At 64.0% G+C, this 18,171-nt stretch carries 7 protein-coding genes; all 7 read right to left on the bottom strand.

The genetic code is table 11. The features are described from left to right. Positions 1-957: a tripartite tricarboxylate transporter substrate binding protein gene (locus tag CLV01_RS07330; protein ID WP_012203366.1), complete on the bottom strand. Its 957-nt coding sequence runs from the start codon at positions 955-957 to the stop codon at positions 1-3. Positions 958-1,882: 925 nt separating this feature from the next. After that, positions 1,883-3,070, bottom strand: a complete 1,188-nt coding sequence (locus CLV01_RS07325; RefSeq protein WP_099734636.1) for an IS481 family transposase — start codon at positions 3,068-3,070, stop codon at positions 1,883-1,885. Between the two features lie 286 nt (positions 3,071-3,356). After that, on the bottom strand, positions 3,357-5,345 hold the full coding sequence (gene ggt / locus CLV01_RS07320; protein WP_099734637.1) for a gamma-glutamyltransferase: 1,989 nt from the start codon (positions 5,343-5,345) through the stop codon (positions 3,357-3,359). Between the two features lie 234 nt (positions 5,346-5,579). Further along, positions 5,580-6,272 (bottom strand): hypothetical protein, encoded by a 693-nt coding sequence (locus CLV01_RS07315; protein WP_143290088.1) that lies wholly within the window; start codon positions 6,270-6,272, stop codon positions 5,580-5,582. A 157-nt stretch (positions 6,273-6,429) separates the two neighbouring features. Then, positions 6,430-6,699: a hypothetical protein gene (locus CLV01_RS28635; RefSeq protein WP_143344287.1), complete on the bottom strand. Its 270-nt coding sequence runs from the start codon at positions 6,697-6,699 to the stop codon at positions 6,430-6,432. Between the two features lie 899 nt (positions 6,700-7,598). Then, positions 7,599-7,898, bottom strand: coding sequence for a hypothetical protein (locus tag CLV01_RS28630; protein ID WP_143290090.1), 300 nt, complete (start codon positions 7,896-7,898; stop codon positions 7,599-7,601). Further along, positions 7,895-17,995 carry a hemagglutinin repeat-containing protein gene (locus tag CLV01_RS07310; RefSeq protein WP_180288367.1) on the bottom strand — a complete coding sequence of 3,367 codons (10,101 nt, stop codon included), beginning with the start codon at positions 17,993-17,995 and terminating at the stop codon, positions 7,895-7,897. Before CLV01_RS07310 ends, CLV01_RS28630 begins: the two co-directional genes overlap by 4 nt. Positions 17,996-18,171 lie beyond the last annotated feature (176 nt).

The raw sequence follows: 18,171 nt of genomic DNA, 5'->3' as shown, positions 1-18,171 counted from the left end.
TCAATCCTCCAGGCCTATGTTCTGCACGATCTTCTTCTCGTCCTCGAACGCCTTCCTGGCGAACGCCGTGTACTCCTGGCTGCCGCGGAACTGCGTGCGCACGCCGTAGTTGCCGACGACCTGGCGGAAGGCCGGGTCGTCCATGGCGGCCTTGATGGCGGCTTCGAGCTTGCGCACGATCTCGGGCGGCAGGCCGCGCGGCCCGGCAATGCCTAGGGGCGAGGGCACATCGAAGGCATAACCGGCTTCGCGGAACGTGGGCACGTTGGCAAAGGCCTCGGGCCGCACCTCGGAGGCCGAGGCCAGGGCGCGCAGCTTGCCCGAGCTCAGGTACGGCAGCACCGTGTTGGCGTACACGCCGGACTTGATGTGGCCGGCCATCAGCGAGTTCAGCGCCTCGGCATCGCCCTTGAAGGGCGCATGCGTGAAGCGTGCGCCCGTGGCCTGCTCCAGCAGCGCCATCACCACGTGGTTGGCCGTGAACTTGCCCGGTGTGCCGTAATCCACGGCGCCCGGATTCTTCTTGGCGAACTCGACCAGATCCTGCACCGTCTTGAACGGCGAGTCCTGGGGCACGGCCAGCACGAAGTCATAGGTCATGTAGGTGGCGATGTAGCTGAGATCGCGCACCGGGTCGTACTGCACCTTCTGGATGTGGGGCTGGCGGAAGATGCTCACGGGCGCCAGCGTCAGGCGGTAGCCATCGGGCTTGGCCGTGCGCATCTCCATCACGCCCATGGACGCGCCTGCGCCGGGCTTGTTCTCGATCACCACGGTCTGCCCCAGCTGCTTGCCCATGCCCTGGGCCAGCGCACGCGCCACCACGTCGGTCACGCCGCCCGCGCCGTAGGGCACGACCAGGCTGATGGGGCGGCTGGGATAGCTGTCCTGCGCCCATGCTGCGCCCGTCATCAGGACCGATGCGCACATCCATGCGCCAAACACTCGTCTTTGCATTTCCATCTTCCTCAGAGGCTCACGACCATCGAACTTGCTGCTGTTCAATTTAGAGGGATGCATGCCAGCCATGGATTCGGGCAAGCCCGTAGCGTTGGGGCGTCTGGGGAAAACGCGCAGCGTGGGTGCGGGACTGATGGCTCTATAGCAGGGGGTGGCGTGGTTGCTTGGTTTGCGGGGGGTGGTGGGGTGTTTTTTTGCGCATTGGGGTGGGCGGGGCATGTCTTTGAGGCGACAGTCATGGGGCGTGTGCCCTCAGAGCGGCTGCCATTGATAGCTGTTTTCTGCCCCTGCCGGGGGGTTGTTTTTCGAGGCCGGGTTTCGGCCCGGCGGCCGACCTACCTTCTTTTGCTTCGCCAAAAGAACGTAGGCCAAGAAAAGGCGACCCGGATGTCCGCGACCCCTGCGCTTCGCTCCGGGGCAACCTGCGTCGTGGCGGTTGCGGGGTTCGCTGCGGAACTCGCTTTGCGCTTCGCGCGCCGCTCAGACAACCGCAGCGAGTCAGATCACGAAGCAGTCCTGTCCTTCGGCAGGACTGCAACCCCGCAACCACCACGCCGCAGGCGCTGACATACGGGAGGTGGTGCGGGCCTTCGCTTCGCTCGGCCCCGGTTTGAAGCCGAGCGGAGCGATGGCGCCGGCTGTTGGCTATTGGCTATTGGCTATTGGCTATTGGCTGCCCCAGCCTCCCCCCTTCTGCCCACGCCTGCGTTGGGCGGGATGCGGGGTGGCAGCCCTGCCGAAGGACAGGGCTGCTTCGTCATCTGACTTGCCGCAGTTGTTTGAACGGATTGCGCCGCAGGCGCAAGGAGTGAGTTCTGCGGCACACCCCGCATCCCGCCCAACGCAGGTCGCCCCGTAGCGAAGCGAAGGGGTCGTGGGCAGTTCGGGGTGTACGTGTCAAGGACATGGGTAACAACTCAGCTCACAGACATGGGTAACACTTCAAGCTCACATAGTCCTTCTGGGGTCCTCGCACATCCTCTTCGTTGAAGCAGCCCAGTCGCACCGGCCCCAGATACACATCCCACTGGCCAGCGGCCACCTCCTGCATCCCGATCCACTGCCCCGCCAGCAGGTAGCCTATGTAGACCCGCAGCGCTCGCCAGTAAATCAAGCCGTTGTGGCTGACCCGAACTCGTTCCCAATGCTTCGGGTACTGCAGCTCGGGTAGCTTTGAGGGATATGGTCTGGCCGAGTCGCTGTAGTGCTGGGCCGGCATGCTTTGCTGCAAAGCCTCATGCGGGCGATGCTGGTTGTAGTGCTCCACAAAGGCATCGAGCTGCATCTGCAATGCCGCTTTGTCCGCCGCAGGCTCTTTGCCCAGGGCATGCTTGAGCGTGCGGTGCATCCGCTCGTGGCGACCGTTTTGCTGTGGCTTGCCCCTCTCGATGCGCTCCGGCCTGATGCCCAGCCTTATCCACCATATCGCCAGGCGTGACAGGCCCGCCACGCCAGTAGTCGCGAACGGCGGACCGTTGTCACTGCGTATGCGCTCGGGCAGTCCGTATTGCCGAAACACCTGTTCAAAGCTGCGTTTGGCATCCTCGTAGTTGGGGCTGTCGTAGACATGCACGGCCAGCAAATAGCGGCTGGCGTGGTCCATGATGGTCAATGGATAGCACCAGTGACCATCGGCTGTCTTGAACTGGCCTTTGTAGTCTGCACTCCACACCCCATTGGGCTGCTTGCTCGTTCGCAAGGGCTGGGCCGTAGGCGCCGAGCGTCTGCGTACACGCCTGCTGCAAACAAGCCCCTCTGCCTTCAGCACGTTGTAGATGGTGGTTTTGCTGGGTGTCTCCTGTGGGCCCCAACGCTGCAGGAGCAAAGCGTGCAGCTTCTTGGGCCCCATCTGTGACCTTTGCTGCGTGCGCAGCTCAATGATGGCCCGGCGCTGTGCATAGCTGATCGCCTGATTGTTCCCGTGGGGCCTGCGACTGCGCTCTTGCAATCCATCCATGCCCAATTGGCGGTAACGCTCAACCCACTTGTAGGCCGTCTTGCGGCTGATGCCGTAGCGCCTGCACAGCTCGCTCAGCGGCACGCCACTGCGCAGATGGTCGGCTATGAAGAGCAGTTTCTCGTCCATGGGTGCGCACTCCTTCCAGGGCATGGTGATCGCTCCTTGGCTGCTGTTGGCTCCAGCTGCCAAGCTTGGATCTGTTACCCATGTCCTTGTACTGATGTGTCACCTATGAGTGTGAGTCGTACCGGGGCGCGCTTCTTTGCTTCCTTTCTTATCGCGCGATAAGAAAGGGAGTCGGCCGCCGGGCCGAGACCCGGCCTCGAAAAACAACCACCCGGCAGGGTCAAAAAAAGACCCACCAGCAAACCAGCAAAAAAGGCGCCACCAGCATCCCTGCCAGCAGCGCCTTCCTCAGTCAATCATCAGACCAAAATCAGCGAACGGTATCGCCCAAAACAAGCCCTTCACGGCGCGGATCAGCCCCACCTTCCAGCTGCGCCTGCCCATTGCGCTGCACCCGCAAGATGGTGCCAATACCGCTGGACTGCGCACTGATGGACACCACATGGCCCAGGGCACGCAGGCCGCTGACCAGCGGATCGTCGTTGCCGCCATTGGCCGTGTTGATGTTGGGGTGCTCGCCGCCCACGTTGGTGGTCGGGCTGTTGGCCGCGCCGAAGTCCACCAGCGACGTGGCCTGCTGGGCATCCAGACCCCAGTCCAGCGCGCCGACCAGGGTCTTGGTCACGTACTGGATGATGGTGCTGCCGCCCGGCGAGCCGGTGGCCATCTTGAAGTCGCCGGCGGTGCCGTCGGTCTTCAGGTCGAACACCAGCGTGGGCGCCATGGAGCTGCGCGGACGCTTGCCCGGCTGCACGCGGTTGGCGACCGGGCCGTCGGTGGTGCTGGGGATGGCAGCGAAGTCGGTCAGCTGGTTGTTGAGCACGAAGCCGCGCGTGACGTGGAAGGAGCCCATGCTGGACTCCACCGTGGTCGTCATGCTCAGTGCGTTGCCCTTGGCATCGACGATGCTCATGTGCGTGGTGCCGGCCTCCTTGACATCGACCACGCCCTGCGAAGGCGTGCCGAAGTTGCCTGCCTGGGCCGTGCCCATGCTCTTGGTCGTGGAGATGAGGGCGGCGCGCTGGCGCAGGTAGCTCTTGTCCAGCATCAGCGCCGGCGAGCCGCCGGGCAGGGGCACGAAGTCGGTGTCGGCCACGTACTTGTCACGGTCGGCATAGGCCAGGCGCAGGGCTTCGCTGACCAGGTGCACGCCCATCACCGAGGGCTTGCCGCCCTCGCCATCGATGGCCGTGGGCGCATAGGCCTTGAGGTCGAAGTTTTCCAGAATGCCCATGGCCTGTGCCACGGCGATGCCGCCGGACGACGGCGGCGGCATGCTGCAGACCATGTAGCGCGCGCGGTAGGTGGTGCAGACGGCTTCGCGGCGCTTGGCCTCGTAGCTGGCCAGATCCTGCAGCGTGGTCTTGCCGGGGGTGATGGGCGCACCGTCCGAGACGGTCTGCGTCACGCCCACCTTGCTGACGATGGCCTGGGCCAGGTCGCCACGGTAGAAGGCGTCGGCGCCGCCATTGGCGATGCTGCGCAGCGTGTCGGCATAGGGCTGGTTGACGAACTTGGCGCCCAGCGCCAGCGGCTTGCCCTGGGCATCGAAGTAGAGCTTGGCGGCATCGGCGTCTCGCGCCAGTTCCACCTTGGAGCCGTCCAGCGCGGCGGCCATGCGGCCGCTGATGGGAAAGCCCTTGCTGGCCAGGTCGATGCCCGAATTGAACAGCTGGGGCCACGCGGTCTTGCCGTAGTCCTTGTGCGCGAGTTCCAGCATGCGCACCACGCCCGGCGTGCCGATGGAGCGGCCGCTGGCGCGCGCCGAGGGCTTGGGCGCGGTCTGGTCGGCGGTGTCGTCCACGTAGCGCAGGTAGTTTTCCGTGGCGGCGGCCGGCGCGGTCTCGCGGCCGTCATAGGCCACGACCTTGCCCGTGGCTGCATCGCGGTAGAGCATGAAGGCGCCACCGCCGATGCCGCTGGACTGCGGCTCCACCAGGCCCAGCACCATCTGCACGGCCACGGCCGCATCCACGGCCGAGCCGCCGGACTTGAGCACCTCGCAACCGGCCTTGGACGCCAGCGGGTTGGCCGTGACCACCATGTACTTGGAGGTGTGCAGGGCCTTCTTGCCGAGGCGGTAGCCCGACGAGGGTTCGGGTGCGGCCGGATCACCGGGCAGGCCCGAGCCCACGACCACGCTGCCATCGCCCGAGGTGATGGCACAGGCGGCCAGGTCGTCCTGGCCCGATCCGCCATTGCCACCGCCTCCGCACGATGCGAGGAACAGCGGCGTGGCGGCCGCAAGGCCGATCCACTGCCATGCAGGCAGGCGTTGCCTGGAAGGGGGTTGCTTCATGAAATGTCTCCTTGTGGTGCGTGGAATGCGTTGATCTTGTTCACCTGGGGCAGCACCCGCCCGCAGGCTTGCCGCGAGCTTACATCCGTTCCACCACCACTTCGCGCAGATGTAGCCACGCGGTGCAGGACGTCCGTCCGGCGCCCGAGCGACCGGGTATCCATGCAAACTTCATACCAAGTGTGTGCACTGTTTTCGATCCACCTGGGCGAAGGCATGACAACGCCCTTGGGGTCAACGCGCAAACTCGCGGTAGCCGATAACCTCGTTCATGCCGATGCCCATGAAGCCCTCGGTGCACAGCCACCGGCTGTAAGAGACACCGGCAGGCACGGCCGCTTCGGCGGTACTGCCGGCAACGTCCACGTTCAGCACGCGGGCATCGCAGACCCGGCCCTCCTGCTCGAACTGCACGCGGTAGCGCCTGCCTGCTTCAGGCACAAACCGCAAATACACGGGCCCGCAGGACTGCGACACGTTGTTCACCACGGCAAACGAGCGGGCCCGCAAGGCCAGCTCCCGCCCTGCCTCGAACTCCTGCACGAACACATGCGGCTCCTTGCTGTTGCGGGGGTCGAACAGCCCAGCCAGGCCCAGCGTCAGCACATTGGCCACCGTGCCCACGGCCTCCTCCCCCGCACCTGTCTGGCGCATACGCCGCACCGACGCCAGCGCCTTGCCGCCCAGAAAGCGGCACTGCTCTCCCTCTGCCATCCGCTCGAAGTAGGTGGGCGCATAGAAATCCGTGGAGAACTCCACCACGGCCTTGCGCTCCTGCGGCAGGTCCAGCGCCGTTCCTTGCTGGGTTCTTTGCTGCTCATCCGGTAGATAGGCCACTTTCTGCGATGCGCAGCTGGCCAGCGCAAGCGCGCTGGCGAGGAGGCATGCGGTGTGCATGCCGCGTGCGGGATTGGGTTTTCTGGACATCGCTTACTCTCCCTTTAATTAATTATTTTCTATATCAAACTGTCGCAAGACCCATAAGCCCACGCACAATACAACACACCCACGCAGAGATTATATCGGTGGCACGTTCATATTCTTCCGCGGTGGTCATTTGACACAGCCCCGAGTATTAAGCACCTCAAGCTCTTGCTACATCACGGATATTCCTAGCAATTGACCAATAAATTAAAGAGTACCAGAGTGTCAGCAAGACGACCTCCACACCATCCGTCATCAGTGCTTGCTCTGCACTCGATCCTTGCATCAGAGCATAAAAAGCAGAAAAGCAAATACCCAACACAACAGGAATCAGATAGACCATGTATCTGACGGTGACCACAATGCTTATGCTGAAATATCTTGCCGCGAAATCCACGCCAGTAGCACCTCCATTAGAACGGTACGCCATAAAGGTTCCAAAGCAAACGACAAAAATACCAAAGAACGAGCCAATATAGTCCCAGAAGCCTATGCGCTCAGGGGAAAGTATCGGGCAATTTCCAGGATGGCAGCGCTCATTGCCACAGTAATCAGGATATATCCAAAAATCGCCCTCTCTGACAGTTCATTTCGAATCAGAGAATTCTTCAGCTCTTTTATATTCCAGAAAAACATAGACCCTCCATTCAATATTCAACCCACTATCAGCCAACAATCTAAAATCTGAGCCGTTAATTCCGTCGATCGGTTTTCCTTCGCCATTTGTCCCGCGAGGTGGTCCATCAATCGGAGTAGTTGTCGATCCTCCATCAGGATTTGGATTTTTCGTCTGACCCCCCAGTGTGATTAGGCCCAGGCAGTGGTGTAGCTTGCCTACCAGGTATTCCTGGCAGACTGACACCAGTGGCTATCGATGCGGCTATGCATGCAGCACTCAGCCGGCAAGAACTGAGAACGGCAGCATCAACTTTCTCGCCCGCCTCAAGCATTCCTTGGATTGTCTGCAACAACCCAGGACCGATATTTTTGGAACAAGACTCCAATGCAAAGCATCCGGCCAGCACTAAAGCCCCACCCTCTTTGAGAAGGTATCTGCCAAAAGATAGATTGTTATGTGCCGTTTCGTTAACACTCGTGGCAGCACCTATAAATGCCTCCACCACTGGCTCCGGCAAGCCAGCTCCCCATAGCAGGGGCCTGCGCTTGCGGCGATGTCAACGAAGTAACGCCGCAAGCGACTACTCCGCTTGTCGCGCCGCCAATCAGAGTTTAAAAATTTTCATAATGCGAGAAGTTTTTGAAATCTTGCGTAATTCCTATATAAACTTTATTTTCAACTGTAAATCTTGCACCACTCTTTTTACCAAACTATTCTCTTGAGAACTCATCATCAATATCTCTAGTGGTTTTAAAACCAAATATCAACCCTATTTCAAGCAAATGAATGGCATTTTTACCCAAAATTCTAAAAGAATACTTTTCTAAAAGCACGACAATTAACTCATAAGCAATGCCAAATTCATCGACATCATTTATATACTCATCAAGATTTCTTATCTGATCATCATAGTTTAAAATATCTTTTGAAAATTCACCCGAAACATTGCTCTGCTCTTTTAGTTCAAGCAATATATTATTCAAACCTTCTTTTATATACTCATATCTCATTTTGGATTCTTTGGTAGTTTCGGATTTTTTGGCAAATTGGTTGGATATCCTGTGACAATTCTATTCTTTACAGTGTCATATATAACTTTAATCTTAACGCCATCTCGCTCCCCTTCTCCTGCGACGTAACCTCTATCATCTGGTGCAGACCAGAGAGTTTTGGGGTCTGTCGCTATATCAGATATTTCACCAAGTATCTTCGCATCTGGCCAAGATGAGGGGAATTCACTTTTATTGGGCTTTCCTGTTCCAGGACGGTGTCCTCCACCGGTTAAATCACCATCAAGCGTATGTGTCACACCCTTGTCGTCGACAAGATTTGGACTGTCCGAGAAAAAATTCGGATCAAATACCGGCTGTTTTCCCCCACCATATCCTGAGTTTGATATGTCCGCTGGACTTCTTCCATCAATCGGTTTTCCTTCACCATTTGTCCCGCGAGGTGGTCCATCAATCGGAGTGGTTGTCGACCCTCCATCTGGATTTGGATTCCTCGTCTGATCCCCTCCAGTGTGGTTCGGCCCAGGCGGTAACGTAGCTTGCCTACCAGGTATTCCTGGCAGACTGACACCAGTGGCTATCGATGCGGCTATGCATGCAGCACTCAGCCGGCAAGAACTGAGAACGGCAGCATCAACTTTCTCGCCCGCCTCAAGCATTCCTTGGATTGTCTGCAACAACCCAGGACCGATATTTTTGGCACAAGACTCCAATGCAAAGCATCCGGCCAGCACTAAAGCCCCACCCTCTTTGAGAAGGTATCTGCCAAAAGATAGATTGTTATGTGCCGTTTCGTTGACACCCGTGGCAGCGCCCGCACTGCCTCCAGTCACAGCGCCTACACCTGCGCCATAGCCCTGAACAAGTGCCTCCACCACGGGCTCCGGCAAGCCAGCTCCCCGCAGTAGGGCTTGCGCCTGCGGCGCTGTCAACGAAGTAACGCCTCCAGCAGCCGCACCGCCCACGCCGCCTGTCGCGCCACCAATCAGCGCATGGCCGACGGCCCGGCATGCGCCGCTGGGGCCCCAACACTCCGCTCCTTCAGCATCCTCGTTCTTCAGTGCCTCGGCATATTGCTTGGTGGCGTAGTTGCCCCACGCGGTGCTGCCTTGCTTGCCAAACTCCGAAGTGACCTTGATGCCCGCATCAATGTTGTCCCGTACCTTGTCTTTATCAAAAATCGGCTTGAGGCCCGTCTCCTTGTCCCCGGTCCGGGCCTCGCTGTCACCGGCCGCGCCGCTGATGCCTGCCTTGGTGGTGCTTGCGGCGCTGCCCTTGTCGAAACCGACGCCGGCACTGCTGTTGCCCTTGCTGCCCCCCACACCCACCGTGACCTCGTAGCCGCTAGCGTCATAGTCCGCCCGGTTCTCGATGTCGCTGGTGGTCAGCGTGCCGCCTGTCTCAAAGCGGTTCTTGCCGCCATCCAACGCTACCTGGGTGCTGGTGATGGCACCACCCTTGAGGTTGGTGTCGCCCTTGACCTTGACGTCAAAACCGCCATCGCCCGCGCGGATGCCGCTTTGCTCGACCACGCTCTGGTAGTCGCTGTCGATCTGGGTTCGGCCGCCGCTGACGCTCACGCCGGGCTTGCCCGCGCCGATGGGGATGCTGACCCCGAAGCCGCTACTGCGGCTGCTTTCGTTGTAGGTGCTCTTGTCCTGCAGGCTTTCTATGTTCAGGTTGCCGCCAATGTCGGCCTTGACCATATCGGCCACGATGGTTGCACCCCTGAGCGTGGAGTCACCGCCGCTTTGCACGCTAGCAGTGCCGCCCGCCTTGACGTGGGTGTTGGTGTGGCTGAGAGTTTCGCCGCTGCCGCTGCCCTTGGCCTTGTTGCCGCTGACATTGACGTTCCAGCCATTGGCACCAAGACTCATGCCTATACTGCCGGAGCTGCTGCTGTGGCTGTTCTGCTCGGCAAAGCGGTTTTCCGCCGCTTCCAGCACGATGTTTCCCTTGGTGGCGGCCAGGCGCACGTCCTTGGCGGCCTCCACTTCGCTGCCGCGCACGCGAAGGTCTCCATCGGTGGCCGTGATGCTGACGTTGCCGTCGGCACGCACGACCGAGCCCACGGCACTGTCGCGCTGGAAGCTGCTGGAGCTGCTGCTCTTGCTGCTGCCCAGGCTGAAGCTCACGTTGGCGCCGCCTGTCAGGTCTCCATCAAGCAATGCCTTGCCAGCATCCTTGATTTCCTTGGCATTGTTGTAGGCGTACAGGCCCCCAGCGGCAACTCCCAGTGCCTTGGTGCGTGCATCGCTGGTCTTGCCCACCGCGCCTGCCAGGTTGGCACCTGTCTGGCCTGCCGAGACGATGGGGCTGCCGATGCTGATCGTCAGCCCGCTCTGTTTGGCCCGCATCTCGAACTTGTCGCGCTCGAGCTCGCGCGCCTCGTTGATCTCAACGCTCTTGCCGACGATGTTCACATCACCCTGCGCCAGCACGGCCGAGCCCGTCTGGCGGTACTGGTTGCCGGCCACGATGGAGGCGTTGCCGCCCTGCGCCTGCACGCTGGAGCCGGCCGCACGCACGCTTTCGTTGCTGCGGTCGGTGGTGACGCGGCTGGAGCCCAGCGTGATACCGAAGCCGCCGCCGCTGAACAGGCCCGATTTCTTGGTTTCGCTGTGGCTGGTGGCGGCGGCGCTGTCCTGGCCCGCCAGCAGTTGCACGTCGCGCCCAGCCACCAGGCCCACGTCGCCCTGACCCACCACGTGCGAGCCGGTCACACTGATGTCGCGCCCGGCCTGCAGGTAGATGTTGTTGGCACTGAGCACGCTGCCTTCGCTGAGGCTGCTGGCGCCTTCCTCCACGGTGTGCGTGCTCTTCTTGCTCAGGAAGCCGCTTTTCTTGCTGTAGGTTTCCTCGAAGCGGCCGTGCTCGGTCTGCATGTCTTGCAGGTTGACGTCGCGGCTGGCGATGAGGCTGGCGTCGCCCTTGGCGGTGACGGTGGCGCCCTTGAGGGTGATGTCGCCCTTGCCTGCGTCGGCCTTGCCGTTCGCCACGATGCTCAGGTTGCGGCCTGCCTCGATTTCTCCGCCCGACAGCGATTCGCTGCGCTGGAACAGCGCATGGTCGTAGTTCTTGCGGTGTTCTTCCTCCAGGCTGCTGGACTTGTCCACCAGGGCTTCGACGCGCACGCTGGCGCCTTGCACCAAAACGTCCTCACCGGCCTTGATGTGCGAGCCCAGGGCCACCACGTCGCCCTTGGCCCGCAGCGTGACGCCGCCTTCGCCGCCATCGATGGTGGTGCCGGTGTGGGTCAGGGTGTCGGTGCGCCGCTGGGTTTCGCCGATCTTGATGCGGATCTCGGGATTGGTGAGGTTGTTGTCCGCGTCGTAGTGCTGGGCGATGAGGATCTGGTCCTCTTTGGTGTGCGTGCTTTCGGCCTTGGCGGTGGCGCCCAGGCGGATGTCGCCGTCGGCATACAGGCCCGCGCCCTTCTTGCCTTCGACCTTGCTGGCGACCAGGTCGATGTTGCCGCCCGCGTCCAGCACGATCTTGCCCGCGTCGCTGACGAAGCGGCCATCGGTGGCGGCGATATTGCCGCTGGCCTGCAGGTAGCCGCCGTCATGCGCGACGATGCTGCCGCGGCTGTTGTCGATGTCGCCCTTGAGGGAGGTCAGCAGGGTGCCGGTCTCTATCTTGCCGTCCCGGTTGTCGAGGCCGCCGCCGCTGAGGCTGGTGTAGCCGCCCGCGCGAATGCTGGCGCCGAAGTTGTCTATGCCTTCGGCGGCGCGTATGGCCAGGTTGTTGGTGACTTCGAGCTGGCCCCGGTTGATGAACTGGCCGTTGAGGTTGAGCTCCAGGTCGTTGGCGCTGATGCCGCCGGGCACGATCTGCATCTGCTTCCAGTCGGGCCAGGCCACGCTCTTGCCGCCGCCCAGCAGGGCGGCCACGCCGCCTTCTGGCGTGGCCAGTTCAGGGCGCGAGAGGTCCAGCGGCCTGGAGGTCCGGGGCGGCAGGCCTTCGTCGCCCGGGCCCTTGATGTCGCTGCCCTGGCCCTTGGTGTCGCCGGCGCCTATGGTGCCGGGGTCGCCGCCCAGGACCTTGAATTCCTTGGGTGCGTCGGCCTTGCCGGCATCGCCGGCCTTGACGTCGCCCTTGACGGCCTGGCCGTCGGGGCCCTTGGCCACGTCGCCGGGCTTGACCTCGCGGTTGCGGGCTTCCACGACCAGGGGCAGGCCCGTGGCGGGATCAATGCCGGGCCGTACGGTGATGGTGCCGCCATTGATGGTGATGGCATCGCCGACGATGGTGCCGGTATCGGGCCCGACCAGAGTGATGGTGGAGCTGCCGCTGCCGGTGTTCAGGCGCGGCACGCTGCGGGCCAGGCCTTCGACGGTGACGATGTCCCCGTCGGCGTTCTTGCCCTCCCAGGTGATGGTCTGGTTCTTCTTGCGCTGCTCGATGCTGCCGCCACCCACGCTGGCGTCCGAGGCCTCATTGACCAGGGAGCCGTCGAAGCCGCCGCCGATGTACAGCTGCGCACGCTGCGCCACGTCGGTGTAGCCGACGACGCGCACGTCCTTGAGCTCGGCCAGCGCGGCCGGGTATTCGAGCACCTCGTAGGTGCCATCGCGCACGTCGGGCTCGCCACTGCCGCTGCGGGTGCCCGTGGCTTCGTTGTGGATGCTGCCTTTGGCGCTGCCGGCGATGGCGACGCTGCCCTGGTTGTGCAGGGTGCCCGTCCAGGCCACGGAGTTGCCGCCATAGGACCAGCTTTCCGAGGCGCCCACGTTGATGCCGCCCACGTTGAGCTGAAGGTGGCCCAGGGCCAGCAGTTCGTTGCCGGTGGCTCCATAGGCGCCGGCCATGGTGAGGGTGGCGTCGCCCAGGCTGCCCACGGTGCCGCCGCTGTTGCTGTAGCCGCCGGACTGGATGTTGAGCTTGCCGCCCGCCACAAGTGTGCCGCCGCTGTTGCTGAAGCCGCCCGTGGTGTTGATGTCGATCTCGCCGGGCGCGCCGCCCTGGCCATAGACCGTGCCCTGGTTGCTGAAACCCGAGCCCTTGATGCGGATGTCCTGGCCCAGCAGGTTGGCACCGTCGCCGTTGCTGACCGCGCCGCTGGCCTGCAGTTGCAGGCCGCCGCTGGCGGCCACCGTGCCGGTGTTGGCAATGCCGCCGGAGCTGGCGGTGAGCTTCGCATCGCCGCTCTTGGCCAGCAGCGTGCCCTGGTTGTCGATGCTGGCGGCGTTTATGGTGACGCTGCTGCCCTGGATCTGGCCGGTCACCCCTTCGGCAGGGGCGCCATTGCTGAAGGCACCGGCCGATGTGATGTTGACGGCGCCGCCTGCCTGCATCTGCCCGCCCGCGTTCTGCACGGAGGGGCCCGAGATGGTGAGGTCGCCACCGGCCGAGATGATGCCGGTGCTGGCGCCACCACTGGCACCTGCGGAAGTGTAGGGGTCGTTGACGCTGCGCGTGTTGTTGAGGCTGCCCTGGATATTGACGCTGCTGCCTGCGCTGACCACGCCCTTGTTGGTCATGCTGCCGACGTTGACGGTGAGCGCACCGCCCGCATGCACGGTGCCCGGGTCCTGGCTGTAGCGCCAGTCTTCGGGGGCTGAGCCCGCGCCGCAGCCGCTGGCCGAGACGCAGCTGCGCGATTCGGTCAGCCCGTTGTCGAAGCTGCCGCCCGAGATGCTAAGGGAGCCCGAGGACTGGATCTGTCCATCGTTGCCTATGCTGCTGCCGCTGAGGGTGACGTCGCCGCCCGCCAGGGAGCCGCTGTTGGAGATGGAGCCGCCATAGACGCCGAGCGAGCCGCTGGCGCCTATGCTGCCGCTGTTGCTCAGGCTGCCATCTATGCCCACGCTGGAGCCGGAGATGCTGCCCGAGTTGCCGGTGGCGCCCAGGGATATGCCCTGCGCACCGATCTGGCCGCTGTTGTCCAAGGCGGCCATGGTGATGGTGCTGGCGGCAATGTTGCCGCTGTTGCTGGTGCTGCCCGAGACGCCCAGGCTGCCCTGGGCATAGACGCTGCCGCCCTGGTTGCCCAGCGCGCCGTTGATGGTGATGTCGTCGGCCACGACGCTGCCGCTGCTCGACAGAGTGCCGCCGTGCGTGAGGTTGCCGCCCGCCTGGATGGTGCCCTGGCTGCTGGTACCGCCTGCCGCCTGCAGCACCATGTCCTGCCCGGCACTGAATTTGCCCTGGCTGCCCAGGCGCGTGGCGCCCCCGGCCTGGACGGTGAGCTTGCCCGGTGTGACGATGCCGCCGGCCCTGCCCAGGTTGCTGTCGATGTTGCGCGCACGGATGGAGATGTCCTGCTGCGACTGGATCAGGCCTTCGTTGGAGAGATCGCCGCCGGTGTAGATGTCCACCGCCTTGGCGAAGGTCATGTCGCCGCGGTTGCGGATGGCACCGTTGTCCGCCTTGAGCCGGGCCTCGCCCAGGAAGAGGCTGTTGCCTTCAAAGCTCAGGTTCTGCGCCGCATGGGCGTCGAAGTCGCCGGCCACGTCGAGGTTGCCGCCAAAGCCGATGCTGCCAGCCTCGCTGCGGGCGGTGAGCCGGCCTTGCGCGACGGTGGCACCGCCAATGGCAATGTCACCCCGGGACTTCAGTCCCAGGTCCTGTTCGGCAGAGACCTTGCCTGCGATGGCAATGGCGCCGCCGGAGCTGGCAAGCTCACCCTTGCGCAGTTGCAGGTCGCCGCCCACGCGCACGCCGTCCGAGCCCTGCAGGCGCGCATCGCCCAGCGTGGCGATGCCGCCGCCCAGGTCGATGGCACCAGCCTTGGCCTCGATGTCCATGCCGTCGTTGACGCGCAGCTCCTTGCCCACAGCGAAGCCCTGGCCGGCGCTGGCATCGAGCCTGCCGGTGACGCGCATCTGCCCGCCCGCCTTGCCGCCCGAAGTCTCGCCGTAGCTTTGGCCCGCACCGCTTTGCAGGCGTGCATCGCCCAGCACCAGGGTGTCGCCGGCCACGGCAACGCGTCCGCCGGCATTCGCGGCCAGGCCCTGGCCGAAGGCTGCATCTGCACCCACGGTGATGTCCGCGCCAGCGGCGATGTCGGCCGGTCCCTGGACGGTGGCCGCGCCTGCCACCTCGTGGCTGCCTCCCGCACGGGCCTGGTAGGCGCCGCCGGTCTCCAGGCTTTGCAGGCGGATGTTGCCGCCCGCGTCGATCACGGCAGCCTGGCCGTCGGCCGTGCCGGCCACCACCTTGCCGGCCTCGGCATCGGTGCCGGCCTTGAGGCTCAGCGACCCTGGCGTAGCCACCGTGCCGGTGACGGAGATGGCACCCGTGCGCGCCGTGGCGTCGATGCCGGCACCCATCAGGTCGCCCTGGATGCGCAGGGCATCGTCGGCGCGCAGCGTGGCCTGGCCCTGCGCCAGCACGCTGCGGGTGTGGACGGATGCGGCCGCAACGTCAAGATCGGCGCCGGCCTGCAGGCGTTCGGCCTTGAGGGCCTGTGCCGACCGGATGTCCAAGGTGCTCATGGCCGCGATGTCGCCCGCCACCGTGATGTCACGGCCTGCGCGCAGTTGCAGGTTCTCGCCGGAAAGCACGGGCCCCTGGACCTCAATCTGGCCTGCGGACAGGGCGGTGATGCCCCGGTTGGCGACCAGTTGGCCCCGGCTGGCGATGCCGCCGTCACCCGCTTCCAGGCGCAGATCGCCGCCGGCCTGCAGGCCTTTGTCCAGGCTGATGGAGCTGCCTGACAGCGCAACGTCGCGCCCGGCATAGGCATCGCCGCGCACGGTGGTATCACCCTTGGCGGCAATGCGCGCATCGCGCCCGGCATGCAGTGTTCCATCGACGAGCACATTGCCCGCCGCAGTCACGCCGGCATCGCGCCCGGCCAGCAGGTTGCCCGTTGCAATGCTGCCCGTCGAGGATTCCAGGCGCACGTCGCGCGCGGCCTGCGCCTGCCCCAGGGAGATGTTGCCCTGGCTGCGGATGTCGAGGTCTTCGTTGGTGAGGATGGACTTGGCGGTGATGCCTTCGGCGCCGGCGCTCAGGGTGGTGCTGCCTGCCGAGCGCAAGTCGCCTCCCAGCTGGAGCTTCTGGCCTGCCTTCATGTTGACGGCGCCCTGGGACAGCACATCGCCGGCGATGCGGATGTTACGGCCCTCGACGGACAGGCCCGCAGCCTCCATGCCCTTGTCGGCAGAGAAGTCGCCGCCCGCACTCCATTGCTGGGAACCGGCCGAGCCCACCTGCCCGCCCAGGCGGATGTCCCCGCCCGCCTTGCCCGTGATGCCGCCGCCCGCAAGGATGTCGCCGTGCGCCGTGAGGTTGCCTGCGGCATTGAAGCTGGCCTTGCCGCCCGATGTGACCGGGCCGGCCATGGTCAGGTCGCCACCCGCGCTCAGGCCCAGGTCGCGCCCGGCAGTGATGGCGCCGTCGAACCGGGCGTCGCCCCCGCTGGAAAGATTCGCGCTGCCCGTGACACTGACATCGCCACGCGCATGCAGGGAGTCGCCGACGCGCAGGTTCAGGTCGCCGCCGATGGACAGGCCTTTTTCCGCGCTGCCGAGATCAACCCTGCTGGCGTCCACATTGGTCACGCCGGCCGAGATGTCACCGTTGATGCCCACGGTGCCCGCCTTCATGCTCAGCGACTGGCCCACCTGGGCACTGCCGATGAGGCCAACCGATCGAACACCGTCGAGCTGGAAGTTCTCGCCAACGACGCTGCGTCCCGTGACGTCGATGGTGTCGGCCGAAACCTTGGCGCTGCGGTTGACCTGCAACTGCCCCGACAGCAACGCACCTTGGCCGGCCCGCATGTCCAGGCTGCCCGCGACTGCGGTGACGCCGCCCAGGGATGCACCTTCGCCCGCGTCGATGGCCAGGTCGCCACCCACCAGCAGCTTGCCGATCTGGTGGACGTTTTTGCCACCCAGTGTGGTGGCGCCCGCAACCTGCACGGTGCTTGCGCCAGAACCCATCTGCAGGTCGCCACCCGCACGCGCCTGCAGGCTGCCGGCGGTCACGAGATCGCCGCTCACGGCGATGCCGCCCTGCGCGCTTTGCAGCCGGATGTCGCCCTGCGCCTGAACGGGTCCGTTGAACTGCATGCCATCGCGGCCGCTGACCTGCAGTTGCTTGCCCGCAGAGACTTCTCCAGAAACGCTGACATAGCCATCGCTGTCGATGCGGATGTCCCGTGCCGATGCCAGGGAACCCGTGCTGACGCGGCCGGCGCTCTGGATCTCCACGTCGCGCTGGTAGGCCAGAAGCGGGCCCTGCAGGTTGACGCCCATGCCGGCATCGGTGGAGATGACACGGATCTGGCCTGCGGTCATGGCACCGAGGGCCGTGGCATCGATGGCCAGGGCCCGGCCCGACTGCGCTGGAGCCGGGGTCTGCGGGGACTGCGGCGATTCGGAAGCGGCACGCGCGGAGCCCGGCATGGCGGGCGTCTTGCCTGCCGTCAGGTTGATGCTGGAGATGTCCTGGTTCAGGTAGTGGGCGCGCAGGGGAGCGTCGATGCTCAGCATCTCGCCGATCAGGTCCAGCTGTCCCACCGTGCCTTCGATGCCCGAGCCGCGCACTTCGATGCGGCCACCGGTCACGTCGAAGCCCTGTTTTTTTGCATCCTGGAACGTGCTGCCCAGCCCCCCGGCATCCAGCCAGGTGGGCCGGCCCGTGCTCAGGGTAAGCCTGGGCGTATTGACCACGCCACAACCATCGCAGGTGATGCCGTTGGGGTTGGCGATGATGACGGTGGCGGGCGTTCCGAAGACTTCCACCGTGCCCCGCATCTGGCTGGGTGTTCCGGTGACGGTGACCTCGTTGACGATGGTGTTGGCCGCGCGCCCGCCAGACAGATTGGGATTGGCAGCCGCCGTGCCGCCCAGCAACGGCGTGCCACCGATGAGGCTGTTGTTGAGAACGACACCGGACGTTGGCACATCGAAGCGCTCGTACTGGTTGAGCGAGGTTCCGGCCGCATTGGGCGCCGTGATGTTGACCAGGGCACCACCACCCGGCAGCGACTGGATGCCCGGCTGGAAGGCCATCGGCGCGCGCGGGTCGGCAATGGGTCCGCCGAATGGGCCTGCGATGGCCCCGGCCGGCGGCTGCGGCTGGGCCTGCGCGGTGCCAACCATGACCAGTTGCAGTTGAGTCAGCCAGAAAACAGCGGCCATGAACGCCGCTGTGCGCCGGGCCCACCGAGGGGCGCGGTGCGCGGTTCTCGGTTCCTCGGGCACAGGGGAGGACTGTTGGTTGTGCTGGCTCATGGTCGGTGCATGCATGCTGGGCTCCCTCTTCATTTCTCTGTCTTGTCTGTCTCTGTGTTGCTGCTGTCTTGCTGCCGGTGCGC

It is taken from the genome of Delftia sp. 60 (genome assembly GCF_002754395.1).
GTDB classification, from domain to species: domain Bacteria; phylum Pseudomonadota; class Gammaproteobacteria; order Burkholderiales; family Burkholderiaceae_C; genus Comamonas; species Comamonas acidovorans.
Note: the sequence above shows the minus strand (reverse complement) of the source record. Positions and strands in the feature narration are given on the sequence as shown.